This window comes from Mesorhizobium sp. M5C.F.Cr.IN.023.01.1.1, from assembly GCF_003997585.1.
Classification (GTDB): domain Bacteria; phylum Pseudomonadota; class Alphaproteobacteria; order Rhizobiales; family Rhizobiaceae; genus Mesorhizobium; species Mesorhizobium wenxiniae.
Window position 1 is genome coordinate 12,720 of the sequence record NZ_RZSU01000005.1, and the last position, 14,723, is coordinate 27,442.

15 protein-coding genes are annotated in these 14,723 nt (G+C 60.8%); 14 read left to right on the forward strand and 1 reads right to left on the reverse strand.

The genetic code is table 11. From position 1 onward, the window contains the following. The 9 genes from EOA78_RS03435 to EOA78_RS03475 are packed head-to-tail and all read left to right on the forward strand — an operon-like array spanning position 1 to position 8,331. Positions 1-309 carry a TrbC/VirB2 family protein gene (locus tag EOA78_RS03435; RefSeq protein WP_024502851.1) on the forward strand — a complete coding sequence of 103 codons (309 nt, stop codon included), beginning with the start codon at positions 1-3 and terminating at the stop codon, positions 307-309. Beyond that, positions 309-581, forward strand: coding sequence for a VirB3 family type IV secretion system protein (locus EOA78_RS03440; protein WP_024502852.1), 273 nt, complete (start codon positions 309-311; stop codon positions 579-581). Before EOA78_RS03435 ends, EOA78_RS03440 begins: the two co-directional genes overlap by 1 nt. Continuing rightward, entirely contained in the window at positions 575-3,025 is a 2,451-nt protein-coding gene (trbE, locus tag EOA78_RS03445; protein WP_029354937.1) for a conjugal transfer protein TrbE, read from the forward strand. The genes EOA78_RS03440 and trbE overlap by 7 nt, the downstream gene beginning before the upstream one ends. Next, the gene (gene trbJ / locus EOA78_RS03450; protein ID WP_091595793.1) at positions 3,022-3,747 is read left to right on the forward strand and encodes a P-type conjugative transfer protein TrbJ; all 726 of its coding nucleotides are present in this window, start codon (positions 3,022-3,024) and stop codon (positions 3,745-3,747) included. Before trbE ends, trbJ begins: the two co-directional genes overlap by 4 nt. Positions 3,748-3,780: 33 nt before the next feature. Then, positions 3,781-5,103, forward strand: coding sequence for a P-type conjugative transfer protein TrbL (gene trbL, locus EOA78_RS03455; protein ID WP_091595791.1), 1,323 nt, complete (start codon positions 3,781-3,783; stop codon positions 5,101-5,103). Beyond that, a complete protein-coding gene (gene trbF, locus EOA78_RS03460) occupies positions 5,104-5,835 on the forward strand; it encodes a conjugal transfer protein TrbF (protein ID WP_095520370.1) in 732 nt (243 codons plus the stop codon). Position 5,836: 1 nt separating this feature from the next. Next, positions 5,837-6,850 (forward strand): P-type conjugative transfer protein TrbG, encoded by a 1,014-nt coding sequence (gene trbG, locus EOA78_RS03465; protein ID WP_164746653.1) that lies wholly within the window; start codon positions 5,837-5,839, stop codon positions 6,848-6,850. A gap of 11 nt (positions 6,851-6,861) precedes the next feature. Next, positions 6,862-8,076 (forward strand): TrbI/VirB10 family protein, encoded by a 1,215-nt coding sequence (locus EOA78_RS03470; RefSeq protein WP_091595787.1) that lies wholly within the window; start codon positions 6,862-6,864, stop codon positions 8,074-8,076. Positions 8,077-8,088: 12 nt separating this feature from the next. After that, positions 8,089-8,331 carry a DUF2274 domain-containing protein gene (locus EOA78_RS03475; RefSeq protein ID WP_029354949.1) on the forward strand — a complete coding sequence of 81 codons (243 nt, stop codon included), beginning with the start codon at positions 8,089-8,091 and terminating at the stop codon, positions 8,329-8,331. A gap of 236 nt (positions 8,332-8,567) precedes the next feature. Here EOA78_RS03475 and hemN read toward each other — a convergent pair whose 3' ends face one another. Beyond that, positions 8,568-9,917, reverse strand: a complete 1,350-nt coding sequence (hemN, locus tag EOA78_RS03480; RefSeq protein ID WP_091595897.1) for an oxygen-independent coproporphyrinogen III oxidase — start codon at positions 9,915-9,917, stop codon at positions 8,568-8,570. Positions 9,918-10,068: 151 nt separating this feature from the next. On the opposite strand from hemN, the gene EOA78_RS03485 reads away from it, so the two are divergent. From EOA78_RS03485 to ccoP, 5 genes are all read left to right on the forward strand, one after another. After that, a complete protein-coding gene (locus EOA78_RS03485; protein ID WP_091595785.1) occupies positions 10,069-10,812 on the forward strand; it encodes a Crp/Fnr family transcriptional regulator in 744 nt (247 codons plus the stop codon). A gap of 499 nt (positions 10,813-11,311) precedes the next feature. Continuing rightward, positions 11,312-12,931 carry a cytochrome-c oxidase, cbb3-type subunit I gene (gene ccoN / locus EOA78_RS03490; protein WP_091595783.1) on the forward strand — a complete coding sequence of 540 codons (1,620 nt, stop codon included), beginning with the start codon at positions 11,312-11,314 and terminating at the stop codon, positions 12,929-12,931. After that, positions 12,931-13,662 (forward strand): cytochrome-c oxidase, cbb3-type subunit II, encoded by a 732-nt coding sequence (ccoO, locus tag EOA78_RS03495; protein ID WP_091595781.1) that lies wholly within the window; start codon positions 12,931-12,933, stop codon positions 13,660-13,662. The genes ccoN and ccoO overlap by 1 nt, the downstream gene beginning before the upstream one ends. A gap of 11 nt (positions 13,663-13,673) precedes the next feature. Beyond that, complete coding sequence (locus EOA78_RS03500; RefSeq protein WP_024502864.1) at positions 13,674-13,823, forward strand: cbb3-type cytochrome c oxidase subunit 3; 150 nt, start codon at positions 13,674-13,676, stop codon at positions 13,821-13,823. A gap of 2 nt (positions 13,824-13,825) precedes the next feature. Continuing rightward, the gene (ccoP, locus tag EOA78_RS03505) at positions 13,826-14,689 is read left to right on the forward strand and encodes a cytochrome-c oxidase, cbb3-type subunit III (protein WP_029354960.1); all 864 of its coding nucleotides are present in this window, start codon (positions 13,826-13,828) and stop codon (positions 14,687-14,689) included. Positions 14,690-14,723: the final 34 nt, after the last annotated feature.

Here is a 14,723-nt window from a genome sequence, read left to right on the forward strand (position 1 = left end):
ATGCGCAAGAAGCTTCGCTTTCTTTCGTCCACAGCGCTCGCGTTTCTTATCACGGCCCCCGTTTATGCGGCCGGCTCCGGCATGCCGTGGGAGCAGCCGCTGCAGCAGATCCTGGAGTCGGTGCAGGGACCGGTCGCCAAGATCGTTGCGGTGATCATCATTATCACCACCGGCCTGACGCTTGCCTTCGGCGACACCGCCGGTGGTTTTCGGCGCCTGATTCAGATCGTCTTCGGTCTGTCGATCGCCTTCGCGGCATCGAGCTTCTTCCTCTCCTTCTTCTCCTTCGGTGGTGGGGCGCTCGTCTGATGGCCGCCGGGGAGCAGCATATCGAGGGCTTCGCAGTACCGGTCCACCGGGCGCTGACCGAGCCGATCCTGCTCGGCGGGGCTCCGCGCGCGGTGGCGATCCTCAACGGTACAGTGGCCGCGGCCATTGGCTTCGGCTTGCAGCAATGGATTGCTGGTCTGGTGCTTTGGATCGCGGGCCACTCGTTAGCGGTCTTTGCCGCAAGACGCGATCCGGACTTCGCCAGCGTGCTTGTGCGCCACCTTCGTCTGAAGGGGTGGCTTGCATGCTGAACCTTTCGGAATATCGAAGCAAAGCCGACCGGCTTGCCGACCATCTACCCTGGGCTGCCTTGGTGGCGCCCGGCATCGTGCTCAACAAGGACGGCAGCTTTCAGCGGACGTTGCGGTTCCGCGGCCCGGATCTCGAAAGTGCGACGGAGGCTGAACTCGTCGGCATTTGCGGCCGGGCGAACAATGCTCTCAGACGCCTTGGCTCTGGCTGGGCATTGTTCTTTGAGGCCGAGCGCATAGAAGCGCTGGGCTATCCGAACTCGCATTTTCCTGACGCCGCGTCGTGGCTGGTCGACGAAGAACGCCGCGCTGCTTTCGAGGGGAAGGTAGCGCACTACGAGAGCCGCTATCATGTGACCTTAGTGTTTATGCCACCGCCCGACGCCCAGGCGCGCGCGGAAAGCGCGCTCGTCGACTCTCATTATTCCCAAGGAGAAAGAGACTGGCGCCAGGATCTGGCGAGGTTCCGTGACGAGACCAACCGCGTGCTCGATCTCTTCTCGGGCTTCATGCCCGAAGTACGCGTCCTCGATGATGCTCAGACGTTGACCTATCTCCACGGCACGATTTCGCCTCGACGCCATCCTATCATGGTCCCGGAAACGCCGATATATCTGGATGCCATCCTGGTCGATGCGCCGCTTGCCGGTGGCCTGGAGCCGATGCTGGGTGAGCAGCATCTTCGCACACTGACCATCCTCGGCTTTCCGAACCTCACCCGGCCCGGGATTCTCGATGCCCTCAATCATCAGGATTTCGCCTATCGCTGGATGACGCGCTTCATTCCGCTCGAGAAAACGGAAGCCACGAAGACGCTGACGCGGTTGCGCCGGCAGTGGTTTGCCAAGCGCAAATCGATCGTGGCAATCCTACGCGAGGTCATTACCAACGAGCCGGTCCCGCTTGTCGACAGCGATGCCGACAACAAGGCGCTCGATGCCGACGAAGCCCTTCAGGCATTGGGCGGCGATCATGTGAGCTTCGGCTATCTCACCACGACCGTGACGGTGTGGGGCGAGGATCGCCAAGCCGCTGCAGAGAAGCTTCGCGCGGTCGAGCGCATCATCAATGGGATCGGTTTCACCACGATCCGAGAAGGCGTCAATGCGGTCGAGGCTTGGCTCGGCTCATTGCCTGGCCATGTCTACGCTAACGTTCGCCAACCGCTCGTTCATACTTTGAACCTTGCCCATCTCATGCCGCTGTCGTCGGTTTGGGCCGGTCCTGCGACAAACGAGTATCTCGCGAAAGTCACCCAAACCGAAGCGCCACCGCTTCTCGTTGCCGAGACCAGCGGGTCGACACCGTTTCGGCTTTCCACCCACGTCGAAGATGTCGGCCACATGCTGGCTGTTGGTCCGACCGGCGCCGGCAAGTCGGTTCTGCTTGCTCTGATTGCTCTGCAGTTCAGGCGCTATGCCGGCGCCCAGGTTTATGTCTTCGACAAAGGCAATTCGGCCCGTGCTGCAACACTTGCCATGGGTGGAGAACACCACGCGCTAGGAGCGGACGGTTCCCTTGCCTTTCAGCCACTGCGCAGCATCAACGACCAGGCTAGCCGAAGCTGGGCGGCCGAATGGATCGCCAGCCTTATTGCCCACGAGAACGTCACCGTCACGCCGGAGGTGAAGGAGGCTATCTGGTCAGCGCTGGCCAGCCTTGCCACCGCGCCGGCGCAGGAACGCACACTGACCGGCCTTTCGGTCCTGCTTCAATCCAATGCGCTGAAGTCCGCATTGATGCCCTACACGCTCGACGGTCCCTTCGGCCGCCTGCTCGATGCCGATCATGATGGGCTGGCCTTGTCGGATGTGCAGTGTTTCGAGACCGAGGAGCTGATGCACAGCCAAGGCGCTTTGCTGCCGGTGCTTACCTATCTGTTCCAGCGACTTGAGGAACGGTTCGACGGACGGCCCACGCTGATCATGCTCGACGAGGCGTGGGTCTATCTCGACAATCCGCTGTTCGCCGCCCGCATCCGCGAATGGCTGAAGGTGCTGCGAAAGAAGAACGTGTCGGTTGTCTTCGCTACGCAGTCGCTGGCTGATATCGCGGGCTCTGCCATAGCGCCGGCAATCATCGAAAGCTGCCCGCAGCGCATTTTCCTTCCCAATGATCGTGCCGTGGAACCCCAGGCGCGCACAGCCTACGAACGCTTCGGTTTAAGCGAGCGGCAGATCGAATTGATCGCCCGCGCCACGCCGAAGCGTCAGTATTATCTGCAATCGCGCCGCGGCAACCGTCTGTTCGAGCTCGGGCTTGGCCCCATCGCTCTTGCGCTTTGCGGTGCTTCCGATCCGGCCACGCAGACTCTGATCGACAGGATCCTGTCCGAAGACGGGCAAGGCAGCTTTGCCTCGCAGTTCCTGATCGCGCGCGGCCTCGATTGGGCCGGCGAACTTCTCAAGCAATTCCCTCAACCAGACAAGGAGCAATTAGCATGATGCGGCGACGCCTTCTCTCCGGCCTGATCACCGTTTCCCTGATCGCCAAGCCTATGGCCGACTATGTGCAGCCCGCCTACGCCCTTATCGTGTTCGATCCGTCCAATTATGCGCAGAACGTGCTGACGGCCGCGCGCGCCCTGGAGCAGATCAACAACCAGATCCAGTCGCTGCAGAATCAGGCGACCATGCTGCAGAACATGGCGCGCAATCTTCAGCGTCTGGATTTCTCTTCCGTTGGCCAACTCACCGGTTCGCTCCATCGCATCGACGGCTTGATGGACCAGGCGAGTGGCCTCAGCTTTGATCTGGGCAAGCTTCAAGACCAGTGGCGCAGCCAATATCCGGAAAGCTACGACGCCACGATCAAGGTCAGCGATGTGGCGAGTGCTGCGCGCGAGCGTTGGCAAAGCGCCATGCAGGCGTTCCGCCAGACCATGGGGGTCCAGTCGCAAATCGTCGAGAACGTCCGCGCCGACGGCGATCTGCTCGCCGATCTCGTCAACCGCAGCCAAGGGGCGGCCGGTGCGCTTCAGGCAAGCCAGGCCACCAACCAGCTGATAGCGCTTTCGACAAAGCAGCAGATGCAGATCCAGACGCTGCTCGCAACGCAGTTTCGAGCTGAGGCCGAGGATGCCGCCCGCAAGGCCCAGTCAGAGGAAGCCGCCCGCGAGATGACGAAGCGATTCTTGGGTACCGGCTCGGCTTATCCCGGCAATTAATCACGAGTTCATCACGACGAGGAAGGCAGCGGCATGAACGACCTTGGCGTCATCGATCGCTTCATGGAGACCTTCATCCGCTACATCGACAGCGGGTTCGGTCTGCTCTCGGGCGACGTCGCCTTCCTCACTACCATTCTGATCGGCATTGACATCACACTTGCCGGCCTGGCGTGGGCGCTCGGCGAGGAGACCAGCGTTCTCGGCCGGCTTGTCCGCAAGGTGCTCTATGTTGGCGTCTTCGCCTTCATCCTGAACAATTTCAAGAACCTCGCCGATATCATTTATCGTTCTTTTGCCGGTCTCGGGATTAATGCGTCGGCCGGCAATCTGTCGGCAGACAATCTCCTGCGCCCGGGCCGCATTGCCGCGACCGGTTTCGAAGGTGCTTGGCCAATGCTTGACCAAGCCAGTCAGCTCCTGGGCTTCCCGGAAATCTTCGGCAACGCACTGACCATCTTCGTGCTGCTGATGGCCTGGTTCCTGGTCATCATCGCCTTCTTCATCCTTTCCATCCAGCTTTTCATCACCATCCTTGAGTTCAAGCTCACCACGCTGGCAGGTTTTGTTTTGGTTCCATTCGCACTTTGGAACCGTTCAGCGTTCCTGGCCGAACGCGTGCTCGGCCATGTTATCTCGTCAGGCATCAAGGTGATGGTGCTCGCCGTCATTGTCGGCATCGGCTCCACGCTCTTCGGGGAGTTCGCTTCCGCATTGCAAGGCAAGGAGCCGGATCTGGCCGCTGCCATGTCCCAGGTACTGGGCGCACTGGCACTGCTTGGCCTTGGCATTTTTGGGCCGGGGATCGCGTCGGGTCTTGTCTCAGGCGCACCGCAGCTTGGCGCGGGCGCCGCCCTCGGCACGACCGCGGCGGCAGCGGGTGTATCACTCGTTGCTGGAGGCACGGCATTTTCTGGCGCGCGTATGGCAACCAGCGGCGGTCTCGCCGCCATCCGCGCCGGCACAACAATGGGATCGGCTGCTTCCACGTCCTGGCAGATCGGGCGCGCAACCTCGCCCGACGTTGGCCTCTCCGGTGTGGCTGCTGGAATGCATGGTGTAACCAGTGCCGCTGGCGGCGCCGCTATACGCGTAGCGCGATCCGCCACTGCAAGTGTTGGGCGCAACGCCGATGCCGGGCGCGATGCCGCGTGGACCGCGACCGGCGGCACGCCGACCGCGTCAATGACCGAGCGCTCTGCCGGTTCGGCCACTGTTTCGGCGCCGACGTGGGCAAGGCGCCTACGTTCTGAACAGACCGCCCGTGCACATCGCCACGCTGCCATGCAAGCTGTCCGAGACGGAGACCGGCCGGGAGGCAGCGCCAACCCCTCTCTCAACGACAAGGATGACTAGATGCTCTTCAAGCGACCCGTGCACCGTTACGGCAAAACACCCGAACCGGTCACGCCGTATCAAAAAGCCGCCCAGCTGTGGGACGAGCGCATCGGCTCATCTCGACTGCAGGCCAGGAACTGGCGGCTCATGGCCCTTGGGTGCCTGGCCTTGGCGACCGGACTTTCCGGCGGCCTCGTATGGCAGTCGATGCAAAGCCGTGTCGTGCCTTACGTCGTCGAGGTCGATGGCTTCGGCGAGACGCGCGCCGTCGCGCCGGCAATCCGGAATTATGAGCCCTCGGATGCTCAGATCGCCTGGCATCTCGGCCGCTTCATCCAGAATGTCCGTTCCGTTTCCACCGATCCGGTTTTGGTACGGCAGAACTGGTTCGCAGCTTACGACTTTGCTAGCGATCGCGCAGCGCTCTTCCTCAACGAATACGCCAAGGCGAACGACCCCTTCGGTCAGATCGGAACGCGCAGTGTCTCGGTACAGGTCACCAGCGTGGTCAGGGCCTCCGAAAGTTCATTCCAGGTCAAATGGACCGAGCAGGTGTTTGAGCGCGGAAGCCTTGCCAGCACGATGCGCTGGACTGCGATCCTCACGATCGTGATCCGCTCGCCAAGCAATACGGATCAGCTGCGCAAGAATCCGCTCGGCGTCTTCATCAACGCCATTGACTGGTCACGCGAGCTCGACAGCGCCGTCCCACCCCCCCTTTCTCCGACGGAGTCCACCAATGAAAGATAAAATGTCACCGATTCGTGCCGTGCTGATCCTATCGGTGTCGGCAGCGGTCGTTTCCGCTTGTGCATCGAAGAAGGTGCCGCCGCCTGAGATTTCCTATGACGCTGCTGACTTCAAACCGGCCGCGATCGAGAAGGCGCCGGAGAGGCCGATTAGAATTGTCGAGGTGCCAAAACCACTGCCGCTGCCTGGCCAATTGCAGCCCGAGTCCGGCAAGGCCGAGGACAAGCGCCCCCCTGAAGAACGCGTCGCTGATGCCAACAAAGCCGCGACCCAGCAACCCACCAAGTACGGGTATGTTAATGCCGTGCAAGTCTACCCCTTCACCGATGGCGCGCTTTATCAGCTCTATGCCGCGCCGGAGCGCGTGACCGACATCGCTCTGCAGCCGGGCGAGAAACTAACCGCCGTGTCGGCTGGCGACACCGTGCGCTGGGTCATAGGCGATACCGCAAGCGGCACCGGTGACAATCAGCGCACCCATGTTCTGGTGAAACCCTTCGCGCCGGGTCTTGCCACCAATGTCGTCATTACGACGGACCGGCGGACCTATCATTTGCAGCTTCAAAGCACCGAGAAGACAGCAATGGCGGCAATCTCCTGGACCTACAGCCAAGACCAGATCATCGCGCTTCGCCAGCGCAATGCTCAAGCCGAGGCAGTTACACCGGTCGCGTCGAATATCGCGCTCGAAAACCTTCGCTTTCGCTACTCGATCAGTGGCGACACACCGCCCTGGAGACCGACGCGAGCCTTCGACGACGGCAGCAAGGTCTATATTGAGTTCCCTCGTCGCATAGATCAGGGCGAGGCGCCACCACTCTTCATCGTCGGCGCAGATGGGAGCAGCGAGCTCGTCAACTATCGCGTGCGCGGCAACTATTACATCGTCGATCGGCTCTTCGCCGCGGCCGAACTTCGCCTCGGCACCAAGCAGCAGCAGGTGATCCGCATCAGCAGGATTGACGACAGGCAACCGCTACGGCGGATCTCGCTCTTTTCGCGTTCCAGCCGGTGAGGTGAGGGCTCATGATCGAAAATTCCCGCTCTGGCATCCCGCCGAAACTGGATCCCGAGGAACTGCAGCTTCGGGCCTCTCCCCGCCGCGTGGTGCGGTTCAGGCGCGGTGTGATCATCGCGATCGCAGCGCTCGGATCCGGCGCTGTGTTCGGCGTTGCCATGATGGCGCTCCAGGGGCCGGCCCTTCGCATCAGGGATCAGGCGGAAGATCCCTACAGCACTGAGCGCAAACCAACCGTCGAGGGACTCGATACGCTTCCCCATGACTATTCCGGCATGAAGCCGAAGCCTCCCGTCCTTGGGCCACCTTTGCCGGGCGACCTCGGTCGCCCCATCCTCGAGCGGCAGCGCCAGCTCGGCATCGTGCCGGGTCAAGACATCTCGGCCGAGGAGCAGCGTCTAGCGCAGCAGGCGATCGAAGCGCGTGAATCGCAGGTGCTTTTCCGCGTCGAAAATCGAGCTCAACAGACAGATGTCGGTGAGAGCGTGCAAACTGCTCAGCATCCATTTGAGGCACTTCCCCAATCCGAAGCAGCACGCGCGTCAGCCTCGGTGGCGCCGGCGGAAGGCGACCAGAACAATCAGCAGCGAAAGCTTGATTTCCTCAGCCAGCGGAGCACTGGCGGGATCTACAATCCGCATGCGCTGCAGACGCCGATCTCGCCGTATCAACTGATGGCTGGCAGCGTGATTGCCGCCAGCCTGATCACCGGCATCAATTCCGATTTGCCGGGCCTTGTCGTCGCGCAAGTCACCGAGAATGTGCACGACACGGTCACGGGCAACATATTGCTGATTCCGCAGGGCTCACGTCTTATCGGCGTCTACGACAGCGTCGTCGCGTTCGGGCAAAAGCGAGCGCTGCTGGTCTGGCAGCGCATTCTGCTGCCCGACGGCTCGTCGGTCGAAATCGACAATCTGCCCGCGAGCGACACCGCCGGCTACGCAGGGCTGGAAGACAAAGTCGATTTCCACACCTGGCAGCTGATCAAGGGGGTGGCGCTTGCCACATTGCTCGGTGTCGGCACGGAATTCAGCCTCGGCGAAAACGAGAGCGATCTGGTCAAGGCGATCCGGGAATCAGCCCAGCAGAACGCCAGTCGAGCCGGCCAGCGCATCACCGAAAAAAACCTCAATATCCAGCCCACCATCATCGTCCGCCCAGGTTGGCCACTGCGCGTCATCGTGCACAAGGACATCGTGCTGCGGCCATACGCGAGTTGAGCAGGAGTTACCATGGCTGACCTGAAACTTGGAAAGCTTCCAGACCGAACAGCTTCGAAGATCACCATTACCGTCAGCGCGGAGCTGGGCCAAACACTCAAGGAGTATGCTGCACTTTACCGTCAGACCTATCGTCAGTCTGAAACCGTGGCAGAACTCATCCCTTTCATGCTGGCGGCGTTTCTGGAAGGCGACCGAGCCTTTGCCAAGGCCCGAAAAGAAGGTCTGCCGACGGAGCTTGCCGAAAAATCGTGACTCCTCCGCTAGAGGCAGCTGGAACATTGCCTAGCTGTCGCGGCCTACCTGCTCCTCGCGAAGCATAGGATCAAACACCTTGGAATGCAGGTATGCGTAAGAGAGGATGTGGAAGGAAATACCGCGCAACAGCCTAAGTTTGCATTTTCGATTGGATGCGGTAGTCGCCTATGAGCGGTCAAAATGAAACGCAGCTGGTTCGCGATCGACCAAACGGCGAGCGCACTGTGCTTTGCTCAGACCGCCACCGAGTGCCTCGCCGTTCCCCCTTTGAAATATGTATCGAACTTGGCCGCGATGGTTCGAACGAAGGGGCGACTTTCAGCCCGTACGACGAAACTGTCGCCATCGAATTCAAGCGCTCGGGCAGGATCGTGGAGGGCGATGGACCTCGAGCGATGAAGGAGCTTCTCGCCGGCTTTGCCGAACCGCTCCACCAGATCGACTGCCGAGAAGGCAAAATCACACATCAGCCGCTCGATTATCCAGCCACGGACGCGATCGTCGTCGGAAAGGGCAACGCCCCGGACGGCAGCCAACCCGCCATCCGCAACCATGCGCCCGTACCCGGCAGTCGAAGCCATGTTCTGCACGTAGCCTTGGCGAAAACGACCGATGGACGAAGGGCCAAGTCCGATCAGTGTCGGGCAGCGATCCTCGGTGTAGCCCTGAAAATTGCGATGCAAAACCCCTGCGCGGGCCGCTATGGCCAGCGCATCGTCGGGCTTCGCGAAATGATCGAGTCCTATTGCCTCATATCCCTTGGCGACAATTGCCCGCGCCGCGAGTTGAGATTGGGCGAAACGCTCGGTGGGACTCGGCAGCCATGCCTCGTCGATCATCGTCTGATGCTTCTTGAACCAGGGCACATGTGCGTAGCCGAACAGAGCCATCCGGTCTGGTTCCAAGGTCAGTGCCTGCGCCACCGTGGAACAGATCGTCTCGCGTGTCTGATTCGGGAGCCCGTAGAGCAGGTCCAGATTGACCGATTCAACGCCCCGCGAACGAACCCCGTCGACGACTGCCTTGGTCTGCAAAAAACTTTGCTCACGATTAATTGCTTTTTGCACTTGCGGATCGAAATCCTGCACGCCGAGGCTCGCCCGCGTTACGCCGATTTGAGCAAGCGCATCAAGGCGCGCCTTGTCCATGTCGTTGGTTCCGATTTCGATGCTGACCGTAGCATCCGGGAGAAGGTCGAAGCTGTCCCGCAAGGCCGCTCCAAGAGCAACCATGTCATCGGGCCTCAGCATCGTTGGCGAACCGCCACCGAAGTGGATTGCACGGACATGTGCCTTGCCGCTCACCAGACCGGCAATCGTGACGATTTCGGCATTCAGCGAGCGCAGATAAGCGGCCACCGGCTCATATTGGTGCGTCTGCTTGGTGTGACAGGCGCAGAACCAGCAGAGCTTGTCGCAGTAAGGAATGTGCAAATACAGCGAGATTTCGTCGCCACTTTCCAGCGCCTCCAACCAGCCACGGTAAATGGCAGCATCGACCCCGGAATGGAAATGCGGCGCCGTCGGATAGCTTGTGTAGCGTGGGACGTTCTCGCTGAGTTTGACAGCTATTTCCGATTGCATCTCGCGTTCACCGTGTTGCCCGCCGAACACTGCACGCATCGCTGAAGCAGACCCTGATCTCGATCAGCCGCGCGCATGGACAAACCGCCGCAGGACTTCTCTACCCTGGATGGGTATCCTGCCGGCAGTTAGGATCGGGTAAAGCGAACGCATGACCTTTCGGCAAGACATTCATACTTCCGGCATTCCTGTTCTTTGCCTCCCTTGCGAGGCACGGCGTCGCGGTGTCTGCGGTGCGCTCGATCCAGACAATTTGGTTGGGCTCGCCAAGACTTGCTCGCGTCGCCGGATCGAGTCAGGAATGGAGTTGACCGGCGAGGCACAGAACGTCGACAGCTACTCGAACGTGCTTTCAGGCGTGGTAAAGCTATCAAAGAGCCTGTCGGATGGGCGCCAGCAGATCGTCGGTCTCCAGTTTGCACCGAATTTTCTGGGACGTCCTTTCAAGGTGGAAAGCTCGATCAATGCGGAAGCGGCAACAGCAGTCACGCTGTGCTCGTTTCCGCGAGCGGCCGTCGAACGGATGATGAAGGCGTCACGGGAATTCGAGCATCGCCTGCTCAAACAGACGCTGAATGAACTCGATGAGGCGCGCGAGTGGATGGTGACGCTGGGGCGCAAGACAGCTCCGGAAAAGGTGGCGAGTTTTCTCCTCATGATGGCCCGGAATATCGATTCCAGTCTCGACGCGGCTTCCAGGTCAGCGTCCTTCGATCTGCCGCTGACGCGTGCCGAAATCTCTGATTTCCTTGGAATTACCAACGAAACCGTGAGCCGCCAACTGACGCGATTGCGGGCTGACGGGGTGATTCGGATTGAGAACGCACGCCATGTGACGGTGGACAGCATAAGCCGTCTGGAGAAGCGCTGTGGCGGCGGACGCGAGCGGCCCTAAGCGGCGAGGCCCATGTCGCATGGCTCCGGGGCGGGCCGTGCTTGCCTTCTAATGCGATGTCGCCGCGCCTTCGAAGAAGCGGCGTCACGGTCGAGACAGACAGCTTTCGGGCTTTGATAGGGACGACGACCAATCGCCAGGTGTGTTTCGGCACATACCGGCGAAGCACGGTCCTTAAGCTGCCACGGCTCGGCCGAACGATCGCGTTCGTTTCCAATGGGATCCGAACAACGTTTGGCAGGGCATCGGCAATAGCATCCAACGCGTCGCAGAGCCTCAGCTTTCGCCTCAATCGATCGCGTCTGCGCCCGCCCAACCCAGGGAACGCCTTCCATGAGGGGGTGAGCCCGCGCTGCGTTCCTCGTTCATTCGCCACCTGCTGATTGCGCCGCCGACACAAAATCGTGCGGCCTGACATAGATCAGGGCGAGGGGGCGGCGGCTGCGCAATTAGTGCGCTGCGGATTTGGCATCCACCAGATTCGAGATCGGGATCTGCAATGAAATTCGGCACAGAGATCGTCCTTCTAAGCGTGTTCGCTTTTGCGGCCCTGGTGGCCGCCGGCTTCGGCGTGGATGAACCTTTCCGCCGACATATGTGGGTGTTGTTCTTCGCAGTGGCTGGTTTCACTGCGATCCTGTTGCGCAACACGGAGTTCAAGCCAGCAGCTCCGATTGACCCATCCGCTTACATGGATGGTCCGATCCGCTACGGCGCGATCGCCACCGTGTTCTGGGGTGTCGTCGGGATGCTGGTCGGCGTGGTGATCGCGCTTCAGCTCGCCTATCCCGATCTCAACATCCAGCCCTGGTTCAATTTCGGCCGTTTGCGGCCGCTGCATACATCCGGTGTCGTCTTCGCCTTCGGTGGCAACGCGCTGCTTTGCACGTCTCTGTATGTCGTGCAGCGCACCTGCCGCGCCCGCCTCTTCGGCGGTGATCTCGCCTGGTTCGTCTTCTGGGGCTACCAGCTGTTCATCGTCATGGCCGCGACCGGCTATCTGCTCGGCATCACCGAGGGCCGCGAGTACGCCGAACCCGAATGGTATGTGGATGTCTGGCTGACCATCGTCTGGGTCGCCTACCTCATTCTGTTCCTTGGCACGATCCTGAAGCGCAAGGAACCGCATATCTACGTCGCCAACTGGTTCTACCTGTCGTTCATCGTGACCATCGCGATGCTGCATGTGGTCAACAACCTGTCGATGCCAGTCTCGTTCCTGGGCTCCAAGAGCTACTCCGCCTTTTCCGGGGTCCAGGACGCGCTGACCCAATGGTGGTACGGCCACAACGCGGTCGGCTTCTTTCTCACCGCCGGCTTCCTTGGCATGATGTATTATTTCGTGCCCAAGCAGGCGAACCGGCCAGTCTATTCGTACCGGCTGTCGATCGTCCATTTCTGGGCGATCATCTTTCTCTACATCTGGGCTGGCCCGCATCACCTGCACTACACCGCCTTGCCAGATTGGGCGCAGACGCTCGGCATGGCGTTCTCGATCATGCTGTGGATGCCGTCCTGGGGCGGCATGATCAACGGCCTGATGACGCTGTCCGGCGCCTGGGACAAGCTGCGCACCGATCCGATCATCCGCATGATGGTGATGGCCGTCGCCTTCTATGGCATGTCGACCTTCGAAGGCCCGATCATGGCGATCAGGGCGGTCAATTCGCTGTCGCATTATACCGACTGGACCATCGGCCACGTCCATTCGGGCGCGCTCGGCTGGGTTGGCATGATCTCGTTCGGCGCAATCTACTACATGGTGCCGAAGCTCTGGAACCGTCACCGGCTCTACTCGCTGCGGCTCGTCACTTGGCACTTCTGGCTGGCGACACTCGGGATCGTCGTCTACGCCTCGGTCATGTGGGTGTCAGGCATCATGCAGGGCCTGATGTGGCGTGAATACGACCAGCAGGGCTTCCTGGTCTATTCCTTCGCCGAAACCGTCGCTGCCATGCACCCATACTACGTCATGCGCGCCATCGGTGGGGCCATGTACCTCTCCGGCGCCCTTATCATGGCCTGGAACATCACCATGACCATCCTCGGCCACCAGCGCGAGGAGGAGCCGATGCCGAGCCCCGTCGCCATCCGACCTGCGCGATCAGGAGCCAGGTAATGGGCTTGATGGACAAACACGCAATCATCGAGAAGAACGCCACGCTTCTTCTCGTTGGCTCGCTGCTCGTGGTGACGGTCGGCGGTATCGTCGAGATAGCGCCTCTCTTCTATCTCGACAATACGATCGAGAAGGTGGAAGGCATGCGCCCCTATTCGCCGCTCGAACTTGTCGGGCGCAACATCTATATGCGCGAGGGCTGCTTTCTCTGCCATAGCCAGATGATCAGGCCGTTCCGCGACGAAGTTGAGCGCTATGGCCACTACAGCCTGGCTGCCGAGTCCATGTACGATCACCCCTTCCAGTGGGGATCGAAGCGCACCGGGCCGGATCTCGCCAGAGTTGGCGACCGCTACTCGAATGCATGGCATGTCGCGCATCTTACCGACCCGCGCTCGGTGGTGCCGGAATCGATCATGCCGAGCTATGGGTTCCTGAAAGACACGCCGATCGACGTGAAGGATTTCTCGACGCATCTGGTCGCCAACAGGCGTGTAGCCGTCCCTTACACCGATGACATGATCGCGCACGCCAATGCGGATCTGGCGGCGCAGGCCGATCCCAATGCCGACACATCAGGCCTTGAGGCGCGTTACCCCAAAGTCAAGATCGGCGACTTCGACGGCAACCCGCAACAGGTCACCGAAATGGATGCCCTGCTCGCCTACCTGCAGATGCTTGGCACACTGGTCGACTTCAAAAATTACGACGAAGCCGCCGGCTACCGCTGAGGAGAACGCTGATGACCTACAATTTGATGCGGGCGTTTGCCGACAGCTGGGGCCTGGTTGCGATGGCGCTGTTCTTCGTCGGGTGCATCGCCTTTGCCCTACGCCCCGGCAGCCGAAGGCTGGCCGACGAAGCTGCCCGCATTCCGCTCGAGGACGAGTGATCATGAGCGACGAGCACATCGATGAGGTCTCCGGCGTCTCAACCACCGGCCATGAATGGGACGGCATCAGGGAGCTCAACAATCCTCTGCCGCGATGGTGGGTGATTACCTTCTACGTCACCATAGCGTGGGCGCTCGTCTATACGACCGCATACCCGGCATGGCCGATGCTGACCTCGGCAACCAAGGGCATGCTCGGCTATTCAAGCCGTAAGGACGTCAAGAACGACCTTGCCGCGGCCGAGGCCGCCAAGGGCAAGTATGTTGCAGCCATCCAGGCAAAGAGCGTCTCGGAGATCTTGACCGACGATGCCTTGCGCGAATTCGCGGTCGCTGCCGGGGCTGCCGCGTTCAAGGTCAACTGTACGCAATGCCACGGCTCCGGCGCTCAGGGGTCGAAGGGCTTTCCCAACCTGAATGACGATGACTGGCTCTGGGGCGGCAGCCCCGACCAGATCAAGCAGACGATCACGCACGGCCTCCGCTTTGCTTCCGATCCGGACACGCGACTGTCAGAAATGCCGGCCTTCGGCGACATCATCACCGCCGACCAGATCGCACAAGTCAGCGCCTACGTGGCCAGCCTTTCCGGCAAGGTCCGCGATGCAAGTCTGATCCAACCCGGCGCCAAGGTCTTTGCCGAGAACTGCGTCGCTTGTCACGGCGACAATGCAAAAGGCAACAGGGAATTCGGCGCCCCCGACCTGACTGACGCGATCTGGCTTTACGGGTCCGGCGAGACGGCCATCGCCGCCCAGGTTCGTGCGCCAAAGCAGGGCGTCATGCCGGCCTGGGTTGGCCGTCTCGGCGAGATCAAGGTCAAGGAACTTGCAGTTTATGTCCATTCGCTTGGCGGCGGAGAATAGGAATGGAAGCCCTATTCTTCGGTCACCCCTGCCA